Below are 18,192 nucleotides of genomic sequence, written 5' to 3' on the forward strand. Positions count from 1 at the left end.
CACTCACTCGGCGGCGCTTTCCGCCTTCTTCTTGGGCGCAGCCTTCTTCTTGGGGGCGGGCTTCGCAGCCGCCTCCTCACCGTCCGCGGCAGGCTCGGCGGCTTCGGCAGGCTCAGCCTTCTTCTTGGGCGCGGCCTTCTTCTTGGGTGCGGCCTTCTCGGCCTCACCCGCCTCGGCTTCGGCTGGCGCGTCTTCGGCAGCGGCCTTGGCCTTCTTGGCGGGGGCCTTCTTGGCCGGCTTCGCCTCGGCGGCGGGCTTGGTCTCGGCGCCTTCTTCCGCCTCGATCGCGGCTTCCAGCTCCTCACGGGTCACTTCACGCTCGGACACCTCGGCCTTGTCGAACAGGAAGTCGACGACCTTGTCTTCGTAAAGCGGCGCACGCAGCTGGGCGAGGGCCATGGGATCGTTGCGCACATACTCGACGAAGCGCTCCCGATCCTGCGGGCGGTACTGCTGCGCCGCCTGCTGCACCAGCATGTTCATTTCCTGGTTGCTGATCTCGACGCCGTTCGCCTGGCCGATCTCGGACAGCAGCAGGCCCAGGCGCACGCGGCGCTCCGCGATGCGGCGGTAATCGTCGCGCTCGCTCTCGATCTCGGCGCGGGCCTCTTCAGGGTTCTCCTCGCGGGCAACTTCGGCTTCCAGCTGCTGCCAGATCTGGTTGAACTCGGCTTCCACCATGCTCGGCGGGACGGCGAAGTCGTGGCCGGCGGCGAGGTGGTCCAGCAGCTGCCGCTTCATCTGCGTACGGGTGAGGCCGGCAGTCTCCTGCTCGACCTGCGCCTTCATCAGCTCCTTCAGCTGGTCCAGCCCTTCCAGGCCCAGACCCTTGGCGAAATCGTCGTCGATGACGGTTTCGCCTTCCACCTTCACCGCCTTCACGGTGATGGCGAACTGGGCATCCTTGCCCTTGAGGTTCTCCGCCGGGTAATCGGCAGGAAAGGTCACGGTGATGGTCTTCTCGTCACCGACCTTGGCGCCGCCCAGCTGCTCCTCGAAGCCGGGGATGAACTGGCCGGAACCCAGCACCAGCGGGGCGTCCTCCGCCTTGCCGCCGTCGAATTCGACGCCGTCGATACTGCCGGTGAAATCGACGATCAGCTGGTCGCCATCGGCGGCAGCGTGGCCTTCCGGCGCATCGCTGTAGCTCTTCTGCCGGTCGGCCAGGCGCTTGATCGCGGCGTCCACCGCCTCGTCCGTCGCCGGCACGGTCAGCCGCTCCAGCTTCAGGCCGTCCAGCTCGGGCGCGGCGATTTCAGGCAGGACTTCCAGCTCGACCGTCAGCTCGGCATCCTTGCCCTCCTCATACCCCTCGGCCATGTCGACCTTGGGCTGCAGGGCGGGGCGCAGCTGCTTGTCGCGCAGCAGGCCGTCGATCGACTCGCGCAGGGTGGTGTTCAGGGCATCGGCGTGGATCGCCTCGCCATGCATCTTGCGCACCAGATTGGCCGGCACCTTGCCCGGGCGGAAGCCGGGCATCTTGACCTGCGGGGCGATCTTCTTGATCTCCGCGTCCACGCGCGCGGCGATCTCGCCGGCCGGGATGGTCAATTGATAGGCGCGCTTCAGGCCTTCATTGGTGGTCTCGACGATCTGCATTCAAACAAGCCTTCCACGAACTAAACTTGCACGGCGCGCGGAACAGGGCGGACGGCTGCGCTGGTGCGGGCGAAGGGACTCGAACCCCCACATCTTGCGATACTGGAACCTAAATCCAGCGCGTCTACCAGTTCCGCCACGCCCGCACGGATCACGACGAAGCGCAGCAGGCGGACACCTGCGATGCGAAGCCTGCGCCCTTAATCGCGCGATGGAGAAAGGGCAAGCCGCGACAGGGGAACAGGCGACGCCCGGACATCGTTGATCGGGAAAGGAGTGCTTTGCATGGCTGACCCGATCTATTCCGCCGACGATTACGGCACCCCCACCATTCCCCCGGCGACGCCGCCGGCACTGGACGGGGATGCGAGTGCTAGCGACGCCGCGACGCTGGCTGATGCCGACGGCGACAGCGATTCGCCCGGCAGCGTACTGTGGCACGGCGATCGCGCGGGAGAGGACAAGGAGCTGCAGCCCGGCGCCACGCCGGACGAGATCGTGCCGGAGACGCCTAACCCGATCGAGCCCGCTCCCCCGCCCGAAGTGACCCCTGATGGCGGCGACGTGGACGAGCCTGGCTCCGTGCCGGACGAGGCGCCATCCTTGCCCGGCGAGGCGCCGGCGGAAACGCCGCCGCCGCAATATTGATCGCGGCGTAGATTGATTTTGGGGGCAGCGCGTGTCAGCGGCACCGGCCATGACCGATCAGGACCTGCCCCCCGCGGCTGATACCCAGCCCGAGCCCACCGCAACCGGCAACGACACGCCCCCGGACCGCCTCGCAATCGATCCGGGTAGCCCGTTCTTCGACGAGACGGTGCTGCGCCGGGGCGTGGGCATCCGGTTCAAGGGCACGGTGCGCACCAATATCGAGGAATATTCGATTCCCGAAGGATGGGTGCGGGTACAGGCCGGCAAGGCGATGGACCGCCGCGGCCGTCCGCTGACCATCAAGCTTGCCGGACCGGTCGAAGCTTGGTTCGAGGATCTGGGCGAGGACGCGCCGGTCAACCGGGCCTAGGATCCTCGGCAAGGGCGGTCGGGTGGACTGCCGCGCGGATTAACTTGGTCCCGCCCGTTCCCGTGTCGCCAGGCGCAGGATCGCGTAGCCCAGCAGGGCCGAGATCGTGGAGCCCGCCAGGATGCCCAGCTTCGCCTCCTCCACCAGCAGCGGATGCTGCGGATAGGCTAGGGCACTGATGAACAGGCTCATGGTGAAGCCGATCCCGCATAGCATGCCGGTGCCCCAGATCTGCGGCCAGCTTGCACCGACCGGCCGCGGGGCAAAGCCGACGCGATCGGCGATCGCCACGCTGCCGACGATCCCCAACTGCTTGCCCAGGACCAGCCCGGCCCCGATCGCCAGCGGTAGCGGGTCCGCAAACGCCTCCAGACCCAATTGCCCCAATGCGACACCCGCATTGGCAAAGCCGAATAGCGGCACCACCAAATAGGCGTTGGGGCCGACCAACGCATGCTCGACCCGCTCCAGCATGGGCGCGCCATCGCGGCGTTGCATCGGGATGGTTAGCGCCGCGACCACGCCGGCGATGGTCGCGTGGACCCCCGAATGCAAGACGCACAGCCACAGCGCCAGCGCGCCCAGGATGAAGGGCCACAGCCGCCCGACCCCAGCACGATTGAGCGCGATCAAGCCGCCGAGCACAAGGACGGATGCGATCAGCCAGCCTGCATCGATGCTGCCGGTGTAGAACAGCGCGATCACCAGCACAGCGCCGATATCGTCCACGATGGCGACCGTCAGGAGGAATAGCCGCAGCGATGCCGGCACGCGATTTCCTAGCAGACCGATCACACCCATGGCGAAGGCGATGTCCGTCGCCGCCGGAATGGCCCAGCCCCGCGTCAGCAACGGGTCGCCGGCCGCAACCTGCAGGAAGATAGCCGCCGGCACCGCCATTCCGGCGGCTGCCGCAAGCACCGGTAGCCGCCGGCTGCGGGAATCGGCCAACGCACCGCTAACGATCTCGCGCTTAACCTCCAGTCCGACCACGAAGAAGAAGATCGCCATCAGCGCGTCGTTGATCCACAGATGCAGGGTGTCCAGTTTCGCAAAAGGCGTCCATGGTAGGACCGCGTGAAACAGATGGTGGTAGGTCTCGGCCCACGGCGAATTGGCAGCGACGATCGCCAGCACGGCGACCGTGATCAGCAGAATTCCGCCGAATGCATCGCTGACGAACAGGGCGCGAAGCGGCCGGGCCGCCGTACGAAGAAGCATCGGTGCAGGCATTTGAACGCTCTTGCGGGATTGGCGCGTCATGGCAAGTCGCCGGCCTTTTTTCCGACATAACCGCCGCTTCTGGAGGCGTGCGAATCGCCAACAGCGCGGCCTGCAAAGCACGCAACGAAAAAAGGTTCCTGAACTCCGATAATTTTTGTTTGCGATTGCTATGGCCGCAACTAAGAGTTGCTTCGGGTCGCATTGAAGGGTCTCGGGGACTATGATCCTGGGGGGTATGACGGCGCTGCAATTGGCGGCGCTGGTCGAGCAGGAGCTGTTGCTCTTTGCCGGCGTGTTCTTTCTTGTGGGTGCTCTGGATGAGCTTGCGGTTGATGCCGTGTTCGGCTGGCTGCGGCTCACGGGCAAGGTCCGGAATTGGACCATCGACCGGGAGGAGGGCAGTCGCCCGCTTTCCGGCCGGGCGGCGGTGTTCGTGCCTGCGTGGCTGGAACACGACGTCATCACTGACACAATCGCCAGCATGCTGCAGGCGTGGCCGCATGATGGCCTGCGCCTTTATGTCGGCTGCTATCGCAACGACCCCCGGACCGTAGAGGCGATCATGCGCGGCAGCCGCAACGACCCGCGCGTGCGCCTGGTGGTGCATGATCGCGCCGGGCCGACCACCAAGGCCGACTGTCTGAACCGCCTTTACGCCGCCATGGAAGGCGACGAGCAGCGCGGCCGCTTCGCTTTCCGCATGGTGGTGCTCCACGATGCGGAGGATATGGTCGATCCTGCTGCACTGGCGCTGCTGGACCGCGCTGTGGCGGAGGCCGAGTTCGTGCAGCTGCCCGTCCTGCCGGAACCGCAGGCACGCTCCCGTTGGGTCGGCAGCCATTATTGCGAGGAATTTGCCGAGGCGCATGGCAAGGCCATGGTGGTACGCGATGCGTTGTCCGCCGCGCTGCCGTCAGCCGGCGTCGGCTGCGGTTTCTCGCGCGCCATGCTGGGCCGGATCGCGGCCGACATGGCGCATGACACCGGTTCGACCGGACCGTTCTCCGTCGATTCTCTGACGGAGGATTACGAGCTTGGCCTGCGGATCAAGGCCGCCGGGGGGCGGTCCAGGTTCCTGCGGGTGCGGGGTGAGGACGGGCGGCTGATCGCCACCCGCGCCTGCTTCCCTGCGCAGCTGAACCAGTCTGTCCGGCAGAAGGCGCGCTGGGTCCATGGCATTGCCCTCCAGGGCTGGGATCGGATGGGTTGGACCGGTGCGTCGGGCGGCCTTGGCGAGACGTGGATGCGGGTGCGTGACCGTCGCGGGCCGCTTTCCGCCACCGTGCTGTTCGCAGCCTATCTGCTGCTGGGCCTGTCGGCGGGGCTGTGGCTGGCGAGCATTGTCGGCTACCACCAGCCGGTCGCTTTCAGTCCGGCCACGTGGTGGCTGCTGGCCGCCAATTTCACCAGCTTCGTATGGCGCGCTGGTTCACGCTATGTCTTCACCGCGCGGGAATATGGCCCGGTGGAAGGACTGCGCTCGGTCCTGCGCATTCCGCTCACCAACGTCATCGCCATCATGGCCGGACGGCGCGCGATGTGGGCCTATGCCCGCACACTGGGCGGTGCCCCGGTCGAATGGGACAAGACCCATCATCACGCGCATCCCAGCACCATGGCTGACCGGATCGTGCCACCCGCCCGCCGCGCCCGCGCTCTGTCGTGATCGGACGGGCACAGGATACGAATCAGGTGAACCGGCGTCCGTCGTTCCGCGGCCAGCCGCTGCTGCTGCTGGCCGGACTGGTGGTGGGCTGGGGCGCATTGCGCGTCGCCAGCTGGGAAGCGCCCTGGCCGGCGCTGCCCGCCGCCCTTCCAGCGGCCGGGCAACCAGTGGCGCCCCGGGCTGTGCCGGAGCAGGATGCACCGGTGCCCGAGGATGGCTGGCTGCGCCGTCCGCTGCCGATCGAGAATCCGGCACCAGCCCGCTGGCGTCCGCTGGCCTCCGCTAACCCGTCCGCGATCAGCGGCGTTCCATGGCAGGTGGCCGACGCCGCGCTGCTGTTTCCGCCGCTCGGCCCGACGGACCACGCTGTATCGCCCGCCACGCTGATCGGCAGCGAGGTACTGATGCTGGCCGGACTGTCGCACATGCAGGTGCCTGACGTCCTGCTCGCCTATCTGCAGCCCGGCCTTTCCGGTCGCCCGGCACTTGCGGCCGCATCGGCGCTCCAGTCGGGTGTGCCACAGGCGGCATCGCCCGCCGGTGTCGCGCCGGTGCCGCGGCGCAGCTTCGCCTCCAGGTGGAGCGGGGATGGCTGGCTGCTGCTGCGGGAGGACACGGACACTCCGCTCACGTCCGCCCGGCCGTCCTACGGGCGCAGTCAGGCCGGCGCAGTTGTCCGTTACCGGCTTGGCTCCGCCACGAACGGCCACGCGCCGCAGGCCTACCTGCGTGGCAGCACGGCACTGGCGGGTGCGCGGGAGCAGGAAGTGGCTGCCGGCCTCAGCCTGCGGCCGATACCCGGCCTGCCGGTACGCCTGGCGGCGGAGGCGCGGGTGAACGACAATCGCGCGGGCACCGATGTTCGCCCGGCCGTGTTCGCCGTCACCGAACTGCCGCCTGTGGCGCTGCCTGGCGGCACGCGGGGCGAGCTTTACCTGCAGGGCGGTTATGCCGGCGGGGACTTTGCCACAGGCTTCGTCGATGGCCAGGCGCGGCTCGACCGTCCGCTGCTGCAACGCGGCGGGACGGAGGTGAGCATCGGCGCCGGTGCCTGGGGCGGCGCGCAGAAGGGGAGCGAGCGGCTGGATGTCGGGCCCAGCGCCGGCGTGACCTTCGGTGTCGGTCGGGTGCGTGCCCGCGTGGCCGCCGATTACCGCCTGCGGGTCGCCGGCAATGCCGAGCCTGCGTCCGGCCCCGCGCTGACGATCGCCGCCGGTTTCTGATCTGGCGGGCAAATAGCCCGGCCATGCCGCTTCACCCGGAAGGTCGGTTAAGCTAGGCCGGGTTGATGGATGTCTACCTGCCCATCGCGAACCTGTCGGTAAATGGGCTGGTGATCGTGCTGCTGGGCGCGGGCACCGGCATCCTGTCTGGCCTGTTCGGCGTTGGCGGCGGGTTCCTGACCACGCCGCTGCTGATCTTCTACGGCGTGCCGCCGACGGTCGCCGCCGCTTCCGCCGCCAGCCAGGTGACCGGCGCCAGCGTGTCGGGCGTACTGGCGCACCGGCGGCGCGGCGGGGTCGATCCGCAGATCGGCGGCGTGATGGTCGCAGGCGGCGTGGTCGGCGCCGGCATCGGTGCACTGCTGTTCCGCGTCCTGCAGGGCTGGGGCCAGATCGATACGGTCATCAACATCCTGTATGTCGTGCTGCTGGGCACGATCGGCGGGCTGATGGGGCGTGAAAGCCTGGCGTCGCTGCGGGCGCAGCGCAATGGCGCGCCCCGTGCCGCCGCGCGTCGCCGGCATCACCCGCTGGTCGCCAGCCTGCCGGGACGCTGGCGGTTCTACAAATCCGGGCTCTACATCTCGCCGCTCGCGCCGCTGCTGCTGGGTGTGGTGGTGGGCATCCTGACCATGCTGATGGGGGTCGGGGGCGGCTTCATCCTGGTGCCGGCGATGTTGTATATCCTGGGCATGAGTGCGCAGGTCGTGGTCGGCACGTCGCTGTTCCAGATCCTGTTCGTCACCATGGCGACGACCATGATGCACGCACTGACCACCCGTGCGGTGGATATCGTGCTGGCCGCACTGCTGCTGATCGGATCGGTCACTGGCGCGCAGATCGGCACCCGCATCGCGGTTAGCGCCAAGCCCGAAGTGCTGCGGCTGGTCCTGGCCGTGATCGTGCTCACCATTGCGCTGCGCCTCGCCTTCGGCCTGGGGGTTCGGCCGGACGCGGTTTATTCGGTGGTGGAGCTGTGAAGCGCGCCGCGCATGCATTGCTGCTGGCGCTGGCCTTCATCACGCTGACCGCCCAGCGCGATCCGGTGCTGGTCCCGGCCGTGTCGCAGAGCCGGATCGAGGTGCGGCAGGATTTCACCGGCGCCGAACTGCTGCTGTATGGCGCCATCCTCGATCCGCAGGGGCGCCGCGCGGCGGAGCCGTACGACATCGTAGTCGTGCTGAAAGGCCCGACCGAGCCGGTGCTGGTGCGCGAGAAGCAGCGCTGGTTCGGCATCTGGGTCAATGCGGACAGCACCGCCTTCCGCTCCGCCCCCTCGTTCTTCGCTGTCGCTTCCTCCCGCCCCGTCGGGCAGATCGTGGATGAGCGCACGGCCGCGATCTACGAACTTGGGCTCGACTTCATGCAACTGTCGCCCAGCGGGGTGATCCAGCCGCAGGAGCAGGCCCGCTTCACCACCGGCCTGGTCGATCTGCGCGTGCTGGCTGGCCTGTACAAGGAGGATCCCGGCGGCGTGACGCTGAGCGAAGATGTGCTCTATCAAGCGCGCATCGCGCTGCCGTCGAACGTCGTCACCGGCCGCTACACCGCAGAGACCTTCGCCATCCAGCGTGGTCGGGTGATCGCATCCGCCATCGCGGATGTGGAGGTGAGCAAGGAGGGGTTCGAGCGGCTGGTCGCCGACCGCGCGCAGGATGCCGGGCTCGCCTACGGAGTCGCGGTCGTGCTGCTGGCGCTGCTGTTCGGCTGGGCCGCGGGGCGGTTGTTCGCGCTGATCTAGGAAACCGGGACGCCGGCTCTTTACTCGTTCTTCACCTTGCGCCTGCTAGCGCGGGCGACCCAGCCGGCAAGCAAGGACCAGCCAGATGAGCGAGTTCACCCCGCAGCCGTGGCCGGTGGCAGATACCGCGTCCGCCGCACCTGTCACGATCGGCATGGTGCGGGCCATCTCCGGCGCGCAGGCGCAGCTGGTGCTCGACCCGGCCGCCATCGCGCTGAGTGCTGGCGACCCGGATCCGGCAATCGCCATGGCGGGGCAGATCGGCAGCTCCTTGCGGATCGCCGCGCTGAGCGGGACCTGGCTGCTCGCATCGCTGCGCGAACAGGAACGGGCGGCGGATGGCACCATCCACGCTGTCGCGGACCTGATGGGGGAGGGCAGCGACGACGGGGTGGGCGGCAGCTTCCGCCGCGGCGTGACCCGTTATCCGCTGCCGGGCAGCGCGGTGATGCCCGTCGCGACGCATCAGCTCGCCCGCATCTACGACCCCGCCGGCCGCGCTGCGGTGACGGTCGGGACCGTGTATCCCACCGTCACGATCGGCGCCGGCCTGTTCACCGATGCGCTGCTGGGCAAGCATTTTGCCCTGTTGGGATCGACCGGCACCGGCAAGTCCACCGCCACCGCGCTGATCCTCCACCGCATCTGCGATGCCGCGCCCAACGGGCATGTGGTGATGATCGACCCCCATGGCGAATACGGCGCCGCCTTCCGCGACCGGGGCGTGGTGCTGGATGTCGGCAATCTGCAACTGCCCTATTGGCTGATGAACTTCGCCGAACATTGCGAGGTGTTCCTGACCAGCAGCGGCAACGACCGGCAGGAAGATGCCGACATCCTTGCCAAGTGCCTGCTCGCCGCCCGGGGCAAGAACCGGCTGGCGGCGGAGATCGGCCGGATTACGGTGGATTCACCCATCCCCTACCTCCTCAGCGATCTGCTGCGCAGCGTGAACGAGGAGATGGGCGCATTGGACAAGGCGAGCAGCAGCGCGCCGTTCCTGCGCATTCGCACGAAGATAGAGGAGCTAAAGGGCGATCCGCGATACCAGTTCATGTTCAGCGGCATGCTGGTGGCCGACAACATGGCGGACCTGATCGCCCGCCTATTCCGGATGGACGGCAGTGGGCAGCCGATCACCATCATCGACGTGTCGGGCGTCCCGTCCGACATCACCGCCACCGTCGTCGCGGTGCTGAGCCGCATGGTCTTCGACCATGCGATCTGGAACCGGGGGGAGGCGCTGCGGCCCATCCTGCTGGTGTGCGAGGAAGCGCACCGGTACGTGCCGAACGAGCGGCAGGCGGACGGGTCCAGCGTGGGGCGGGTGCTGGGCCGGATCGCCAAGGAAGGGCGCAAATACGGCATCGCGCTGGGCCTCATCACCCAACGACCGAGCGACCTGGCGGAGGGCGTCCTGTCGCAGTGCGGCACCATCATCGCCATGCGGCTGAACAACGAGCGCGACCAGGCCTTTGTCCGTTCGGCGATGCCGGAAGGGGCGCGCGGCTTCCTGGATGCGATCCCGGCCTTGCGCAACCGGGAGGCGATCATCTGTGGGGAGGGCGTGGCGGTGCCGATGCGCGTCAGCTTTGCCGATCTGGAGGAACATCGCCGGCCCGCCAGCGCCGACCCGTTGTTCAGCGAATTGTGGCAGCAGCCGGTCAGCGACCCTGCCGCGATCCACCGCACGGTCCGCCGCTGGCGCGCGCAGGGCCGGTAAAATCGGCGAAAGTTGACACTAAGTTGACACCTCCCGCGAAGGTCCGTTCCCCTCCATCGCCCGCAGGCAGCGTGCCGTGGAGGCTGGATCGGGAGGCGGCGGCATGGCAGTGCATGGGCCCGCTTGGGCCACAATGCACAGCCTGTAGGAAAGCGGTTTGTCGGCCGCCAGCGCGCCTAGTCCGGGGCGATGCCCGACATCAGCCGGCGCCGTTCCCGCTGGTCGGCGACCAGCTGGGCCGATGTGGCCATCGCCTGGAATGCGGTGACGGAGCGCAGGGCGCGATCCCGCACATTGTCGAGGGTGGCGGCGTCGGCTTCCACCTGCGCCTTGGCCGCCTGTTCACGATAGAACGCTGCGTCGGGCATAGCCGCCACTCCCGTGATGTCGATCAGTCGGCGGGCTGGAGATTGACCGCGCTGGTCTTGCCGCGACGGTCCTGCTCCAGCTCGTAGGTGACGCGCTGGTTCTGCGTCAGCGTCGCCATGCCGGCGCGCTCCACGGCGCTGATGTGGACGAAAGCGTCGGCCGCGCCGCCATCGGGCGCGATGAAGCCGTAGCCCTTGTCGGTGTTGAAGAACTTGACGGTGCCGGTGATGGCCATGAGTATTTCCTTCTTTGATGAACGGCGGCTCCGCGTGAGCCGCCGGGCGCGCGAGGGCAGGGAAAGAAGGAAAAAAGGAGCCGCAAAGCGCCGAGAGACCGTCGATATGCGACTGTAGCAGGCCTTATGTGGGCCGATGGGCGCGCATGCGCAAGGCCCGTGGCGTTCAGGTGCCGCGCGTGTCGCCGTAAAGCGCGATGTGCAGCCGGGGCGAAAGGTTCATGTCATGGGCGAGGCACAGCCCCGCCAGCCAGCGTTCGCGGCTGCCGAGGGTTGCGGTGTCGGTCCCTTCCGCCATCAGCCAGATGCGGTTGTGCGCGATGGCATGGGTTTCCACCAAGGCCAGCACCTCCGCCACGTCATCCGGCGTGGCGATCACGAACTTGAAGAAGGCGCGCGTCTCGTTGGCCCAGTGCGCCAGCCGTTCGGGCGGCAGCGCCAGATCGGCGGAGTTCCCTGAATGGGCGAGCTTTGGGCTGACATTGTATTGCGCGATCAGCGGGTCGAGATCGGGGTGCGGCGCGACCGTGCCGTTCGTCTCCACCTCCACCGCGATGCCGGGGGGCAGCAGCGCCAGCATGCGGGCGAGCGCGCGACCCTGCAGCAGCGGCTCCCCCCCTGTCACCACCAGCCGCGGCTTGGCGAAGGCGGCGATCCGGCGAGCGACCTCCGCCTCCTCCAGGACCAGTTGATTGGCCGCGCGATCATGCGTCTCCTCGCCACGGTGCGGGCGGTTGTCGCCCGTCCAGTGCCAGGTATAGGGCGTATCGCACCACACGCAGGCGAGGTTGCAGCGCGACAGCCGCACGAAGGCGACGGACCGCCCGATGCTCGGCCCTTCGCCCTGCAGGCTCGCGAAGATCTCCGGCTCGCCCGGATTGGTGGTGGCGAGGGTAAGGGCCACTTACCCCAGCCGCGCCAGCGCCGCCGCCAGCCGCTCCGCCTCGCCCGCATGATGCGCGTGATCGGCCTGCGCCTTGGCCACCGCCTCGGGCTTCGCCTTCTCCGCAAAGGCGGGATTGCCGAGCCGCTTGGCGAGATTGTCGCGCTCCTTCTCCGACGCGGCCAGCGCCTTCGCGAGGCGGGAGCGTTCGGCAGTGACGTCGATCACCCCCTCCAGCGGGATCACGAACAGGTCGGCCCCTGCGCTCACCTGCATGGCCGGGCCTGCCGGGGCGGGGGCTAGGTGGATAGCGGACAAGCGGGCCAGCCGCTCGATCGCCGGCATGGACCCGCCGATCACCGCCTGCGCCACCGGGGAGGGCTGCGCCAGATAAGCTTCAAGCCGGGCGCCGGGTGCGATGCCGCCTTCGTTCTTGGCGGCGCGCAGCGCGGTGGTGAGGGCGATCAGCCACTCGACCTCGGCCTTTGCCGCAGCGTCGATCTCTGCCTGCGGCTGCGGCCATTGCGCCACGATCAGGTCGCAGGCGCGCGATCCTTGAGCATGCCACAGCTCCTCCGTCACGAAGGGCATGAAGGGGTGCAGCATGACCAGGATCTGGTCCAGCACCCAGCCGGCGACGGCGCGGGTCTCGTCATCGATCTGGCCCTTGATGAGTTCGAGGTACCAGTCGCAGAACGTGCCCCAAGCAAACTGGTAGATCGCGTTGGTCGCGGCATCGAAGCGCAGCTCCGCCATCGCCTTGTCGAGCGCGGCCAGAACGGTGACGACCTCGCCCACGATCCAGCGATTGACGGCGCTGGTCGCTGCCGGCGCGGCGAGCGAGGTCGAGGCGCCGATGCCGTTCGCCTGGCAGAACCGGGTGGCGTTCCACAGCTTGGTGGCGAAGTTGCGGTACCCCTCCACCCGGCTTTCATCCATCTTCACGTCGCGGCCCTGGCTTTCCATCGCCGCCATGAAGAAGCGCAGCGCGTCCGCGCCGTACTTGTCAATCAGGCCCAGCGGATCGACCACGTTGCCCTTGGACTTGGACATCTTCTGCCCATCGGCAGCGCGCACCAGCCCGTGCAGGTACAGCTTCTTCCACGGCGGCACGCCGTTCATGAACTCCATGCCCTGCATCAGCATGCGCGCATCCCAGAAGAACAGGATGTCGAAGCCGGACACCAGCAGGTCGTTCGGGTAGTGCTTGGCCAGCAGCTCCGTCTGATCCGGCCAGCCGAGCGTGGCGAAGGGCCACAGCGCGGAGGAGAACCAGGTGTCGAGGACGTCCGGGTCACGCTCCAGCGGCAGGTTGCCAGCCTGCGCCCGCGCCTCTTCCTCCGTCTCGGCGACGAAGATCTCGCCATCGGGGCCGAACCACGCGGGGATACGATGGCCCCACCACAATTGCCGGCTGACGCACCAGGGCTGGATGTTCTCCATCCAGTTGAAGAAGGTCTTCTCCCAGCTCTTCGGCACGATCTCCACCCGGCCATCGCGCACCGCCTGCATCGGCGGCTGCGCCAAGGTGGCGGCATCGACATACCACTGGTCGGTCAGCATTGGTTCGATCACCACGCCGCCCCGGTCGCCGAACGGCTGCATGATGGTCTTGTCCTCGACCCGGAGCATCAGCCCCTCGGCATCGATGTCGGCCACCACGCGCTTCCGCGCCTCGTACCGGTCGAGCCCGCGATATTCGTCGGGCACCAGGTTCAGCGCGTCGACCTCCTTGGGCGTGGCGCTTTCACCCCGGGCGATCGCCTGTGCGCGGGCGGACGCCTCCGCATACGGTGCGCCGTCGCTGCGCATCGCGGCGACCTCGTCCATCAGGCGGTAGAGCGGGATGCCGTTGCGCTGCGCGACGCCATAATCGTTGGCGTCATGCGCGCCGGTGATCTTCACCGCGCCGCTGCCGAAGGTGGGGTCCGGATATTCGTCGGCGATGATCGGGATCAGCCGGCGATGCTCCTTCGGGCCGACCGGGATCTCGCACATCGTGCCCACGATCGGGGCGTAGCGGGTGTCGGACGGATGCACCGCCACCGCGCCGTCGCCCAGCATCGTCTCCGGCCGGGTCGTGGCGATGGCGATGTAGTCGCGCTCCTCCTCCAGCACCACGTTGCCATCCTCGTCCCGCTCCACGTAGGTGTAGGTGGCGCCGTCGGCGAGCGGGTACTTGAAGTGCCACATGTGGCCGGCGGTCTCGCGCGTCTCCACCTCCAGGTCGCTGATCGCGGTCTTCAGCGCCGGGTCCCAGTTCACCAGCCGCTTGTCACGATACAGCAGGCCGCGGCGGTAGAGGTCGACGAACACCTTCACCACGGCCGTGGTGAAATGCGGGTCCATGGTGAACTGCTCCCTGGACCAATCCATGGAGCAGCCGAGGCGACGCAGCTGGCGCGTGATGGTGCCGCCGGACTGGCCCTTCCACTCCCAGACATGATCGATGAAGGCCTCACGGCTCATGTCGGTGCGCTTCACGCCCTGGGTGGCGAGGTTGCGTTCCACCACCATCTGCGTGGCGATGCCGGCATGGTCGGTGCCGACCACCCACAGCGCATCCTTGCCACGTAATCGCTCGTACCGGATCACAATGTCCTGCAGAGTGTTATCCAGCGCATGGCCGATATGCAGCGAACCCGTGACATTGGGCGGCGGGTTGACGATGGTGAAGGGGGCGGCGTCAGGCCGGTGCGGGCGGAAACGCCCCTTATCCTCCCAATGCGCGTACCAGCGCGCTTCGATGGATGCCGGGTCGAAGGTCTTCGCCAGTTCTACGGCGGTGATGGCAGTCTCGGTCATGATGGTCCGCGCCTTAGCGGGCCCGTGGTGCTTTGGGCAATTCTCTTGCCTTGTGCGCCGCATCATTCGGCCGCATAGCCTGAACGATGCGCGAATGGGCGGATTACAGCTGGCAGGATGGCGGCGAACAGGGAGGCGTGGGCGGCACGCTGGTGCTGACCGGCCCGCTGCTCGTATCCTCGGTCGGACCGCTGGACCGCGAGCTGCGGGAGCTTGACCGGCCGGTAAGCACCATCGACCTGTCCGCCACGGGCCAGATCGACACCGTCGGCGCGTGGACGGTGCTGCGCCTGGCGCAGCAGCACGATGCCGAGATCACCGGCGCCGGCGACCAGGCCAGCCGGCTTCTGGACGTGGTAAGAGGGGCGCAGAGCGGCGCGGACATCCGGCCTCCGCGCGAAGGTGCCCTGTTCCGCTCGCTCGACAAGTTCGGCCGGCTGGTGTCCGGGCTTGGCCACGGTTCCGTCCGGGTCATCGGCTTTCTCGGCGCGATCATCATGTCGCTGGGCGGGATGATCCGCCACCCGCGGCGCATCCGCGGCCGCGCCATCGTGCGGCAGATGGAGCTGGTGGGCGTCGCGTCCCTGCCGATCATCGGGCTGATGAGCTTCCTGATCGGCATCGTCATCGCGCAGCAGGGCGCGGCGCAATTGTCGCAGTTCGGGGCGGAGGCGCTGGCCGTCAATCTGGTGGGCCGGCTGACCTTGCGCGAATTGGGCGTGCTGATGACCGCGATCATGGTCGCCGGCCGGTCCGGTTCCGCCTTCGCGGCGCAGCTCGGCACCATGAAGCTGACGGAGGAGATCGATGCCATGCGCACGATCGGGGTCAACCCGATGGAGGCGCTGATCGTGCCGCGCATCCTCGCCTCCGTGCTGATGATGCCGCTGCTGGGCTTCTACGCCAGCGTCATCGCGATACTGGGCGGTGCCGTGATCTCCGACCTGACGCTTGGCGTGCCCGCCTATTCCTTCCTGATGCGCATCCGGGAGGTCGTGCCGGTGTATGACCTGTATATCGGCCTCATCAAGGCGCCGGTTTTCGGCCTGATCGTGGCGCTGGCCGGCTGTTACCAGGGCATGCAGGTGGAAGGGAACGCGGAGGAGGTTGGCCTCCGGACCACGCAGGCCGTGGTGCAGGCGATCTTCATGGTCATCGTGCTCGATGCGTTCTTCGCCGTGTTCTTCAGCAATCTGGGCTGGAACTGAGATGGCGGACGGCAACATCACACCCCCCGCCAGCGTGGCGGAGGAGGTCAATACCGAAGCCTATGACGGCAAGTACCCGATCGTCATCGAAGGGCTGGTGAACGCCTTTGGCGAGAACACCATCCACCAGGATCTGGCGCTGAAGGTCCGCCGGGGCGAGATCCTGGGCGTTGTCGGCGGGTCGGGCACGGGCAAGTCGGTGCTGATGCGGTCCATCATCGGGCTGCAGCAGCCGGTGTCCGGCCGGATCGAGGTGTTCGGAAAGGACATCACCTCCGCCGGACCGGACGAGGTGATCGGTGTTCGTAACCACTGGGGCGTGCTGTTCCAGGGCGGCGCGCTGTTCTCCACGCTGACAGTTGCGGAAAATGTCGAGGTGCCGCTGAAGCAGTTCTACCCGGAACTGACGGCGGAAATGATGCACGAGATCGCCCGCTACAAGGTGGTGCTGACCGGCCTGCCGGAAGAGGCCGCGAGCAAGTACCCGTCGGAGCTGTCGGGCGGTATGAAGAAGCGTGCCGGCCTGGCCCGCGCGCTGGCGCTGGACCCCGAATTGCTGTTCCTGGACGAGCCGACCGCCGGCCTCGACCCGATCGGTGCGGCGAAGTTCGACACGCTGATCCGTGACCTGACCGACACGCTGGGGCTGACCGTATTCCTGATCACTCACGATCTCGATTCGCTGTACGCCATCTGCGACCGCGTGGCGGTGCTGGCGGACAAGCAGGTGATCGCGGTGGGTACCATTCCGGAACTGCTGGAACGCGACCACCCGTGGATCCAGGAATATTTCAACGGCCCGCGCAGCCGCGCCGCGCAGGCCAGCATGGATCGTGCGGCGGCAATGGCCGTTGACGGCGGGCAAGAACGATCCGCGGCAGGTGCCGCGCCGGCAGGCGCCTTGCGTGCCGAAGAGACGGGGGCATAGGGCAGCCACATGGAAACACGCGCCAATTACGTCTGGGTCGGTGCGGTGACGCTGGTGCTGCTCGCCGCCGTCGCCGCCTTCTTTATCTGGCTCGCCCGGTTGAACGAAAATAACCAGAAGGAATACGACATCTTCTTCCAGCAGTCGGTCTCCGGCCTGGCGAAGGGGTCGCAGGTCTCCTATTCCGGCGTGCCGGTCGGGCAGGTGACCGACATCGCGCTGTGGCAGGCGGAGTTCGTGAAGGTGCGCATCGCCGTGCAGGACACGACCCCGATCCTGCAGGGCACCACCGCCTCCGTCTCCTCCAGCTTCACGGGCGTGTCGACCATCGGGCTCGACGGGGGACCCCGCGGCAATCCGCCGATCACCTGCGACAATTCCGCCTGCCCGCAGGGCGTGCCACTGATTCCGCCGCGCGCCAGCGGCCTGGGCGAAATTCTGGCCAACGCCCCGCTGCTGCTGGAGCGGCTGGCCACGCTGACCGACCGGCTGACCCGCGTCCTGTCGGACGAGAACCAGGCTTCCATCAGCGGCATCCTGGCGAACACGTCCGAGATCAGCGCCTCGCTGGCGGAGACGGCGCCCGAAGTGCGGCTGACGCTGCAGGCACTGCAGGGCACGCTGTCGCAATCGCAGGAGACGCTGGCCGCATTCGAGACGACGCTGAATTCCACCAATGACGTCATCAATTCCGAAGGACGCGGCATCGCCGATGACCTGCGCAAGACGCTGGCCGCCGCTGCGGGCGCCGCGACGCAGCTGGAGGCGACGCTGAAGTCGACCGATCCCGTCACCCGCGAACTGACCGAAACGACGCTGCCGGCGGCGAATGCCACGTTGCAGGACCTGCGCCGCACCAGCCGGGCGCTGCGCGAGATCACGGAGCGGATCGAGACGCAGGGCGCAGGGTCGCTGGTGCGCGGTGCCCAACTGCCGGATTACAAGCCATGATTGCTGCGACAGGGGATGCCCGACCGATGATCTTCCGCCGATCCCTTGCCGCCGTCGCGCTCGCCCCGCTGCTGCTCGCCGGGTGTGTCAGCCTGGGGCCGGAACCGCCCGAGCGGCTGCTGACCCTGATGCCCACCCAGCCAATGGCCGCCGGCACGACGATGACCGGCGCCACCGAGAACGCCCTTGGCGTGCTGGAGCCGGAGACGCCGGCGGCGCTGGCGGTGACGCGTGTGCCGGTGCGGGTGGAGAATGCCAGCCTCGCCTATCTGCAGGATGCGGTCTGGGCCGAACGCCCCGCGCGCCTGTTCCAGCACCTGCTGGCCGAGACGATCCGGGTCCGCCGCAACCGGCTGGTGCTGGACGAGGCGCCGCTGCTCTATGCCGCGCCGACGAAGCTGGACGGCAAGCTGCTGGAGATGGGCTATGACGCCGCATCCTCCAGCGCGGTGGTCCGTTTCGATGCGCTGCTGACCCTGCCCGGCGGTGAAGTGCGGACCCAGCGGTTCGAGGCGATCGTGCCCGGTGTCACGGCCGATCCGGCGGCGGTGGGGTCCGCGCTGAACCAGGCCGCCAATCAGGTCGCGTACCAGATTGCCGACTGGATCAACTGACC

General features: G+C 67.9%; 17 protein-coding genes and 1 tRNA gene. 11 read left to right on the top strand and 7 right to left on the bottom strand.

Annotated elements, in window-relative coordinates; genetic code table 11:
- Positions 1–3: 3 nt before the first annotated feature.
- Positions 4–1,599 (bottom strand): trigger factor, encoded by a 1,596-nt coding sequence (gene tig, locus V5740_RS01450; RefSeq protein ID WP_347303317.1) that lies wholly within the window; start codon positions 1,597–1,599, stop codon positions 4–6.
- Positions 1,600–1,660: 61 nt separating this feature from the next.
- A tRNA-Leu gene (locus V5740_RS01455) sits at positions 1,661–1,745 on the bottom strand.
- A 139-nt stretch (positions 1,746–1,884) separates the two neighbouring features.
- On the opposite strand from V5740_RS01455, the gene V5740_RS01460 reads away from it, so the two are divergent.
- Together V5740_RS01460 and V5740_RS01465 are read left to right on the top strand one after the other, a co-directional pair.
- Positions 1,885–2,247, top strand: coding sequence for a hypothetical protein (locus V5740_RS01460; RefSeq protein WP_347303318.1), 363 nt, complete (start codon positions 1,885–1,887; stop codon positions 2,245–2,247).
- A gap of 49 nt (positions 2,248–2,296) precedes the next feature.
- Positions 2,297–2,620: a DUF3297 family protein gene (locus tag V5740_RS01465; protein ID WP_347303319.1), complete on the top strand. Its 324-nt coding sequence runs from the start codon at positions 2,297–2,299 to the stop codon at positions 2,618–2,620.
- A gap of 39 nt (positions 2,621–2,659) precedes the next feature.
- Here the strand turns inward: V5740_RS01465 and nhaA are convergent, their stop codons facing one another.
- Positions 2,660–3,853: a Na+/H+ antiporter NhaA gene (gene nhaA / locus V5740_RS01470; RefSeq protein ID WP_347303320.1), complete on the bottom strand. Its 1,194-nt coding sequence runs from the start codon at positions 3,851–3,853 to the stop codon at positions 2,660–2,662.
- Positions 3,854–4,064: 211 nt separating this feature from the next.
- Here nhaA and V5740_RS01475 point away from each other — a divergent pair, with 211 nt between their 5' ends.
- The 5 genes from V5740_RS01475 to V5740_RS01495 all read left to right on the top strand — a co-directional run bounded on the left by V5740_RS01475 (position 4,065) and on the right by V5740_RS01495 (position 10,197).
- A complete protein-coding gene (locus V5740_RS01475; RefSeq protein WP_347303321.1) occupies positions 4,065–5,510 on the top strand; it encodes a glycosyl transferase family protein in 1,446 nt (481 codons plus the stop codon).
- Between the two features lie 26 nt (positions 5,511–5,536).
- Positions 5,537–6,733 (top strand): hypothetical protein, encoded by a 1,197-nt coding sequence (locus V5740_RS01480; RefSeq protein ID WP_347303322.1) that lies wholly within the window; start codon positions 5,537–5,539, stop codon positions 6,731–6,733.
- A 65-nt stretch (positions 6,734–6,798) separates the two neighbouring features.
- Positions 6,799–7,713, top strand: coding sequence for a sulfite exporter TauE/SafE family protein (locus V5740_RS01485; protein WP_347303323.1), 915 nt, complete (start codon positions 6,799–6,801; stop codon positions 7,711–7,713).
- Entirely contained in the window at positions 7,710–8,474 is a 765-nt protein-coding gene (locus V5740_RS01490; protein ID WP_347303324.1) for a TIGR02186 family protein, read from the top strand. Before V5740_RS01485 ends, V5740_RS01490 begins: the two co-directional genes overlap by 4 nt.
- A gap of 85 nt (positions 8,475–8,559) precedes the next feature.
- The gene (locus tag V5740_RS01495) at positions 8,560–10,197 is read left to right on the top strand and encodes a DUF87 domain-containing protein (RefSeq protein WP_347303325.1); all 1,638 of its coding nucleotides are present in this window, start codon (positions 8,560–8,562) and stop codon (positions 10,195–10,197) included.
- Positions 10,198–10,373: 176 nt separating this feature from the next.
- Here V5740_RS01495 and V5740_RS01500 read toward each other — a convergent pair whose 3' ends face one another.
- From V5740_RS01500 to V5740_RS01515, 4 genes are all read right to left on the bottom strand, one after another.
- Positions 10,374–10,565 (bottom strand): hypothetical protein, encoded by a 192-nt coding sequence (locus V5740_RS01500; RefSeq protein ID WP_347303326.1) that lies wholly within the window; start codon positions 10,563–10,565, stop codon positions 10,374–10,376.
- A 23-nt stretch (positions 10,566–10,588) separates the two neighbouring features.
- Positions 10,589–10,801 carry a cold-shock protein gene (locus tag V5740_RS01505; protein ID WP_347303327.1) on the bottom strand — a complete coding sequence of 71 codons (213 nt, stop codon included), beginning with the start codon at positions 10,799–10,801 and terminating at the stop codon, positions 10,589–10,591.
- A gap of 166 nt (positions 10,802–10,967) precedes the next feature.
- Positions 10,968–11,705, bottom strand: a complete 738-nt coding sequence (locus V5740_RS01510) for a 7-carboxy-7-deazaguanine synthase QueE (protein WP_347303328.1) — start codon at positions 11,703–11,705, stop codon at positions 10,968–10,970.
- Positions 11,706–14,489, bottom strand: a complete 2,784-nt coding sequence (locus V5740_RS01515; RefSeq protein WP_347303329.1) for a valine--tRNA ligase — start codon at positions 14,487–14,489, stop codon at positions 11,706–11,708.
- Positions 14,490–14,575: 86 nt separating this feature from the next.
- Between V5740_RS01515 and V5740_RS01520 the strand changes: the two genes are divergently transcribed.
- Genes V5740_RS01520 through V5740_RS01535 form a run of 4 tightly spaced genes read left to right on the top strand, consistent with a single transcriptional unit; the run spans position 14,576 to position 18,190 of the window.
- A complete protein-coding gene (locus tag V5740_RS01520) occupies positions 14,576–15,697 on the top strand; it encodes an ABC transporter permease (protein WP_347303330.1) in 1,122 nt (373 codons plus the stop codon).
- 1 nt (position 15,698) lies between these two features.
- Positions 15,699–16,625, top strand: coding sequence for an ABC transporter ATP-binding protein (locus V5740_RS01525; protein ID WP_347303331.1), 927 nt, complete (start codon positions 15,699–15,701; stop codon positions 16,623–16,625).
- Positions 16,626–16,634: 9 nt separating this feature from the next.
- On the top strand, positions 16,635–17,576 hold the full coding sequence (locus tag V5740_RS01530; RefSeq protein ID WP_347303332.1) for an MlaD family protein: 942 nt from the start codon (positions 16,635–16,637) through the stop codon (positions 17,574–17,576).
- A gap of 26 nt (positions 17,577–17,602) precedes the next feature.
- Entirely contained in the window at positions 17,603–18,190 is a 588-nt protein-coding gene (locus tag V5740_RS01535) for an ABC-type transport auxiliary lipoprotein family protein (RefSeq protein ID WP_347303333.1), read from the top strand.
- Positions 18,191–18,192: the final 2 nt, after the last annotated feature.

The organism is Croceibacterium sp. TMG7-5b_MA50, from assembly GCF_039830145.1.
Taxonomy (GTDB): domain Bacteria; phylum Pseudomonadota; class Alphaproteobacteria; order Sphingomonadales; family Sphingomonadaceae; genus Croceibacterium.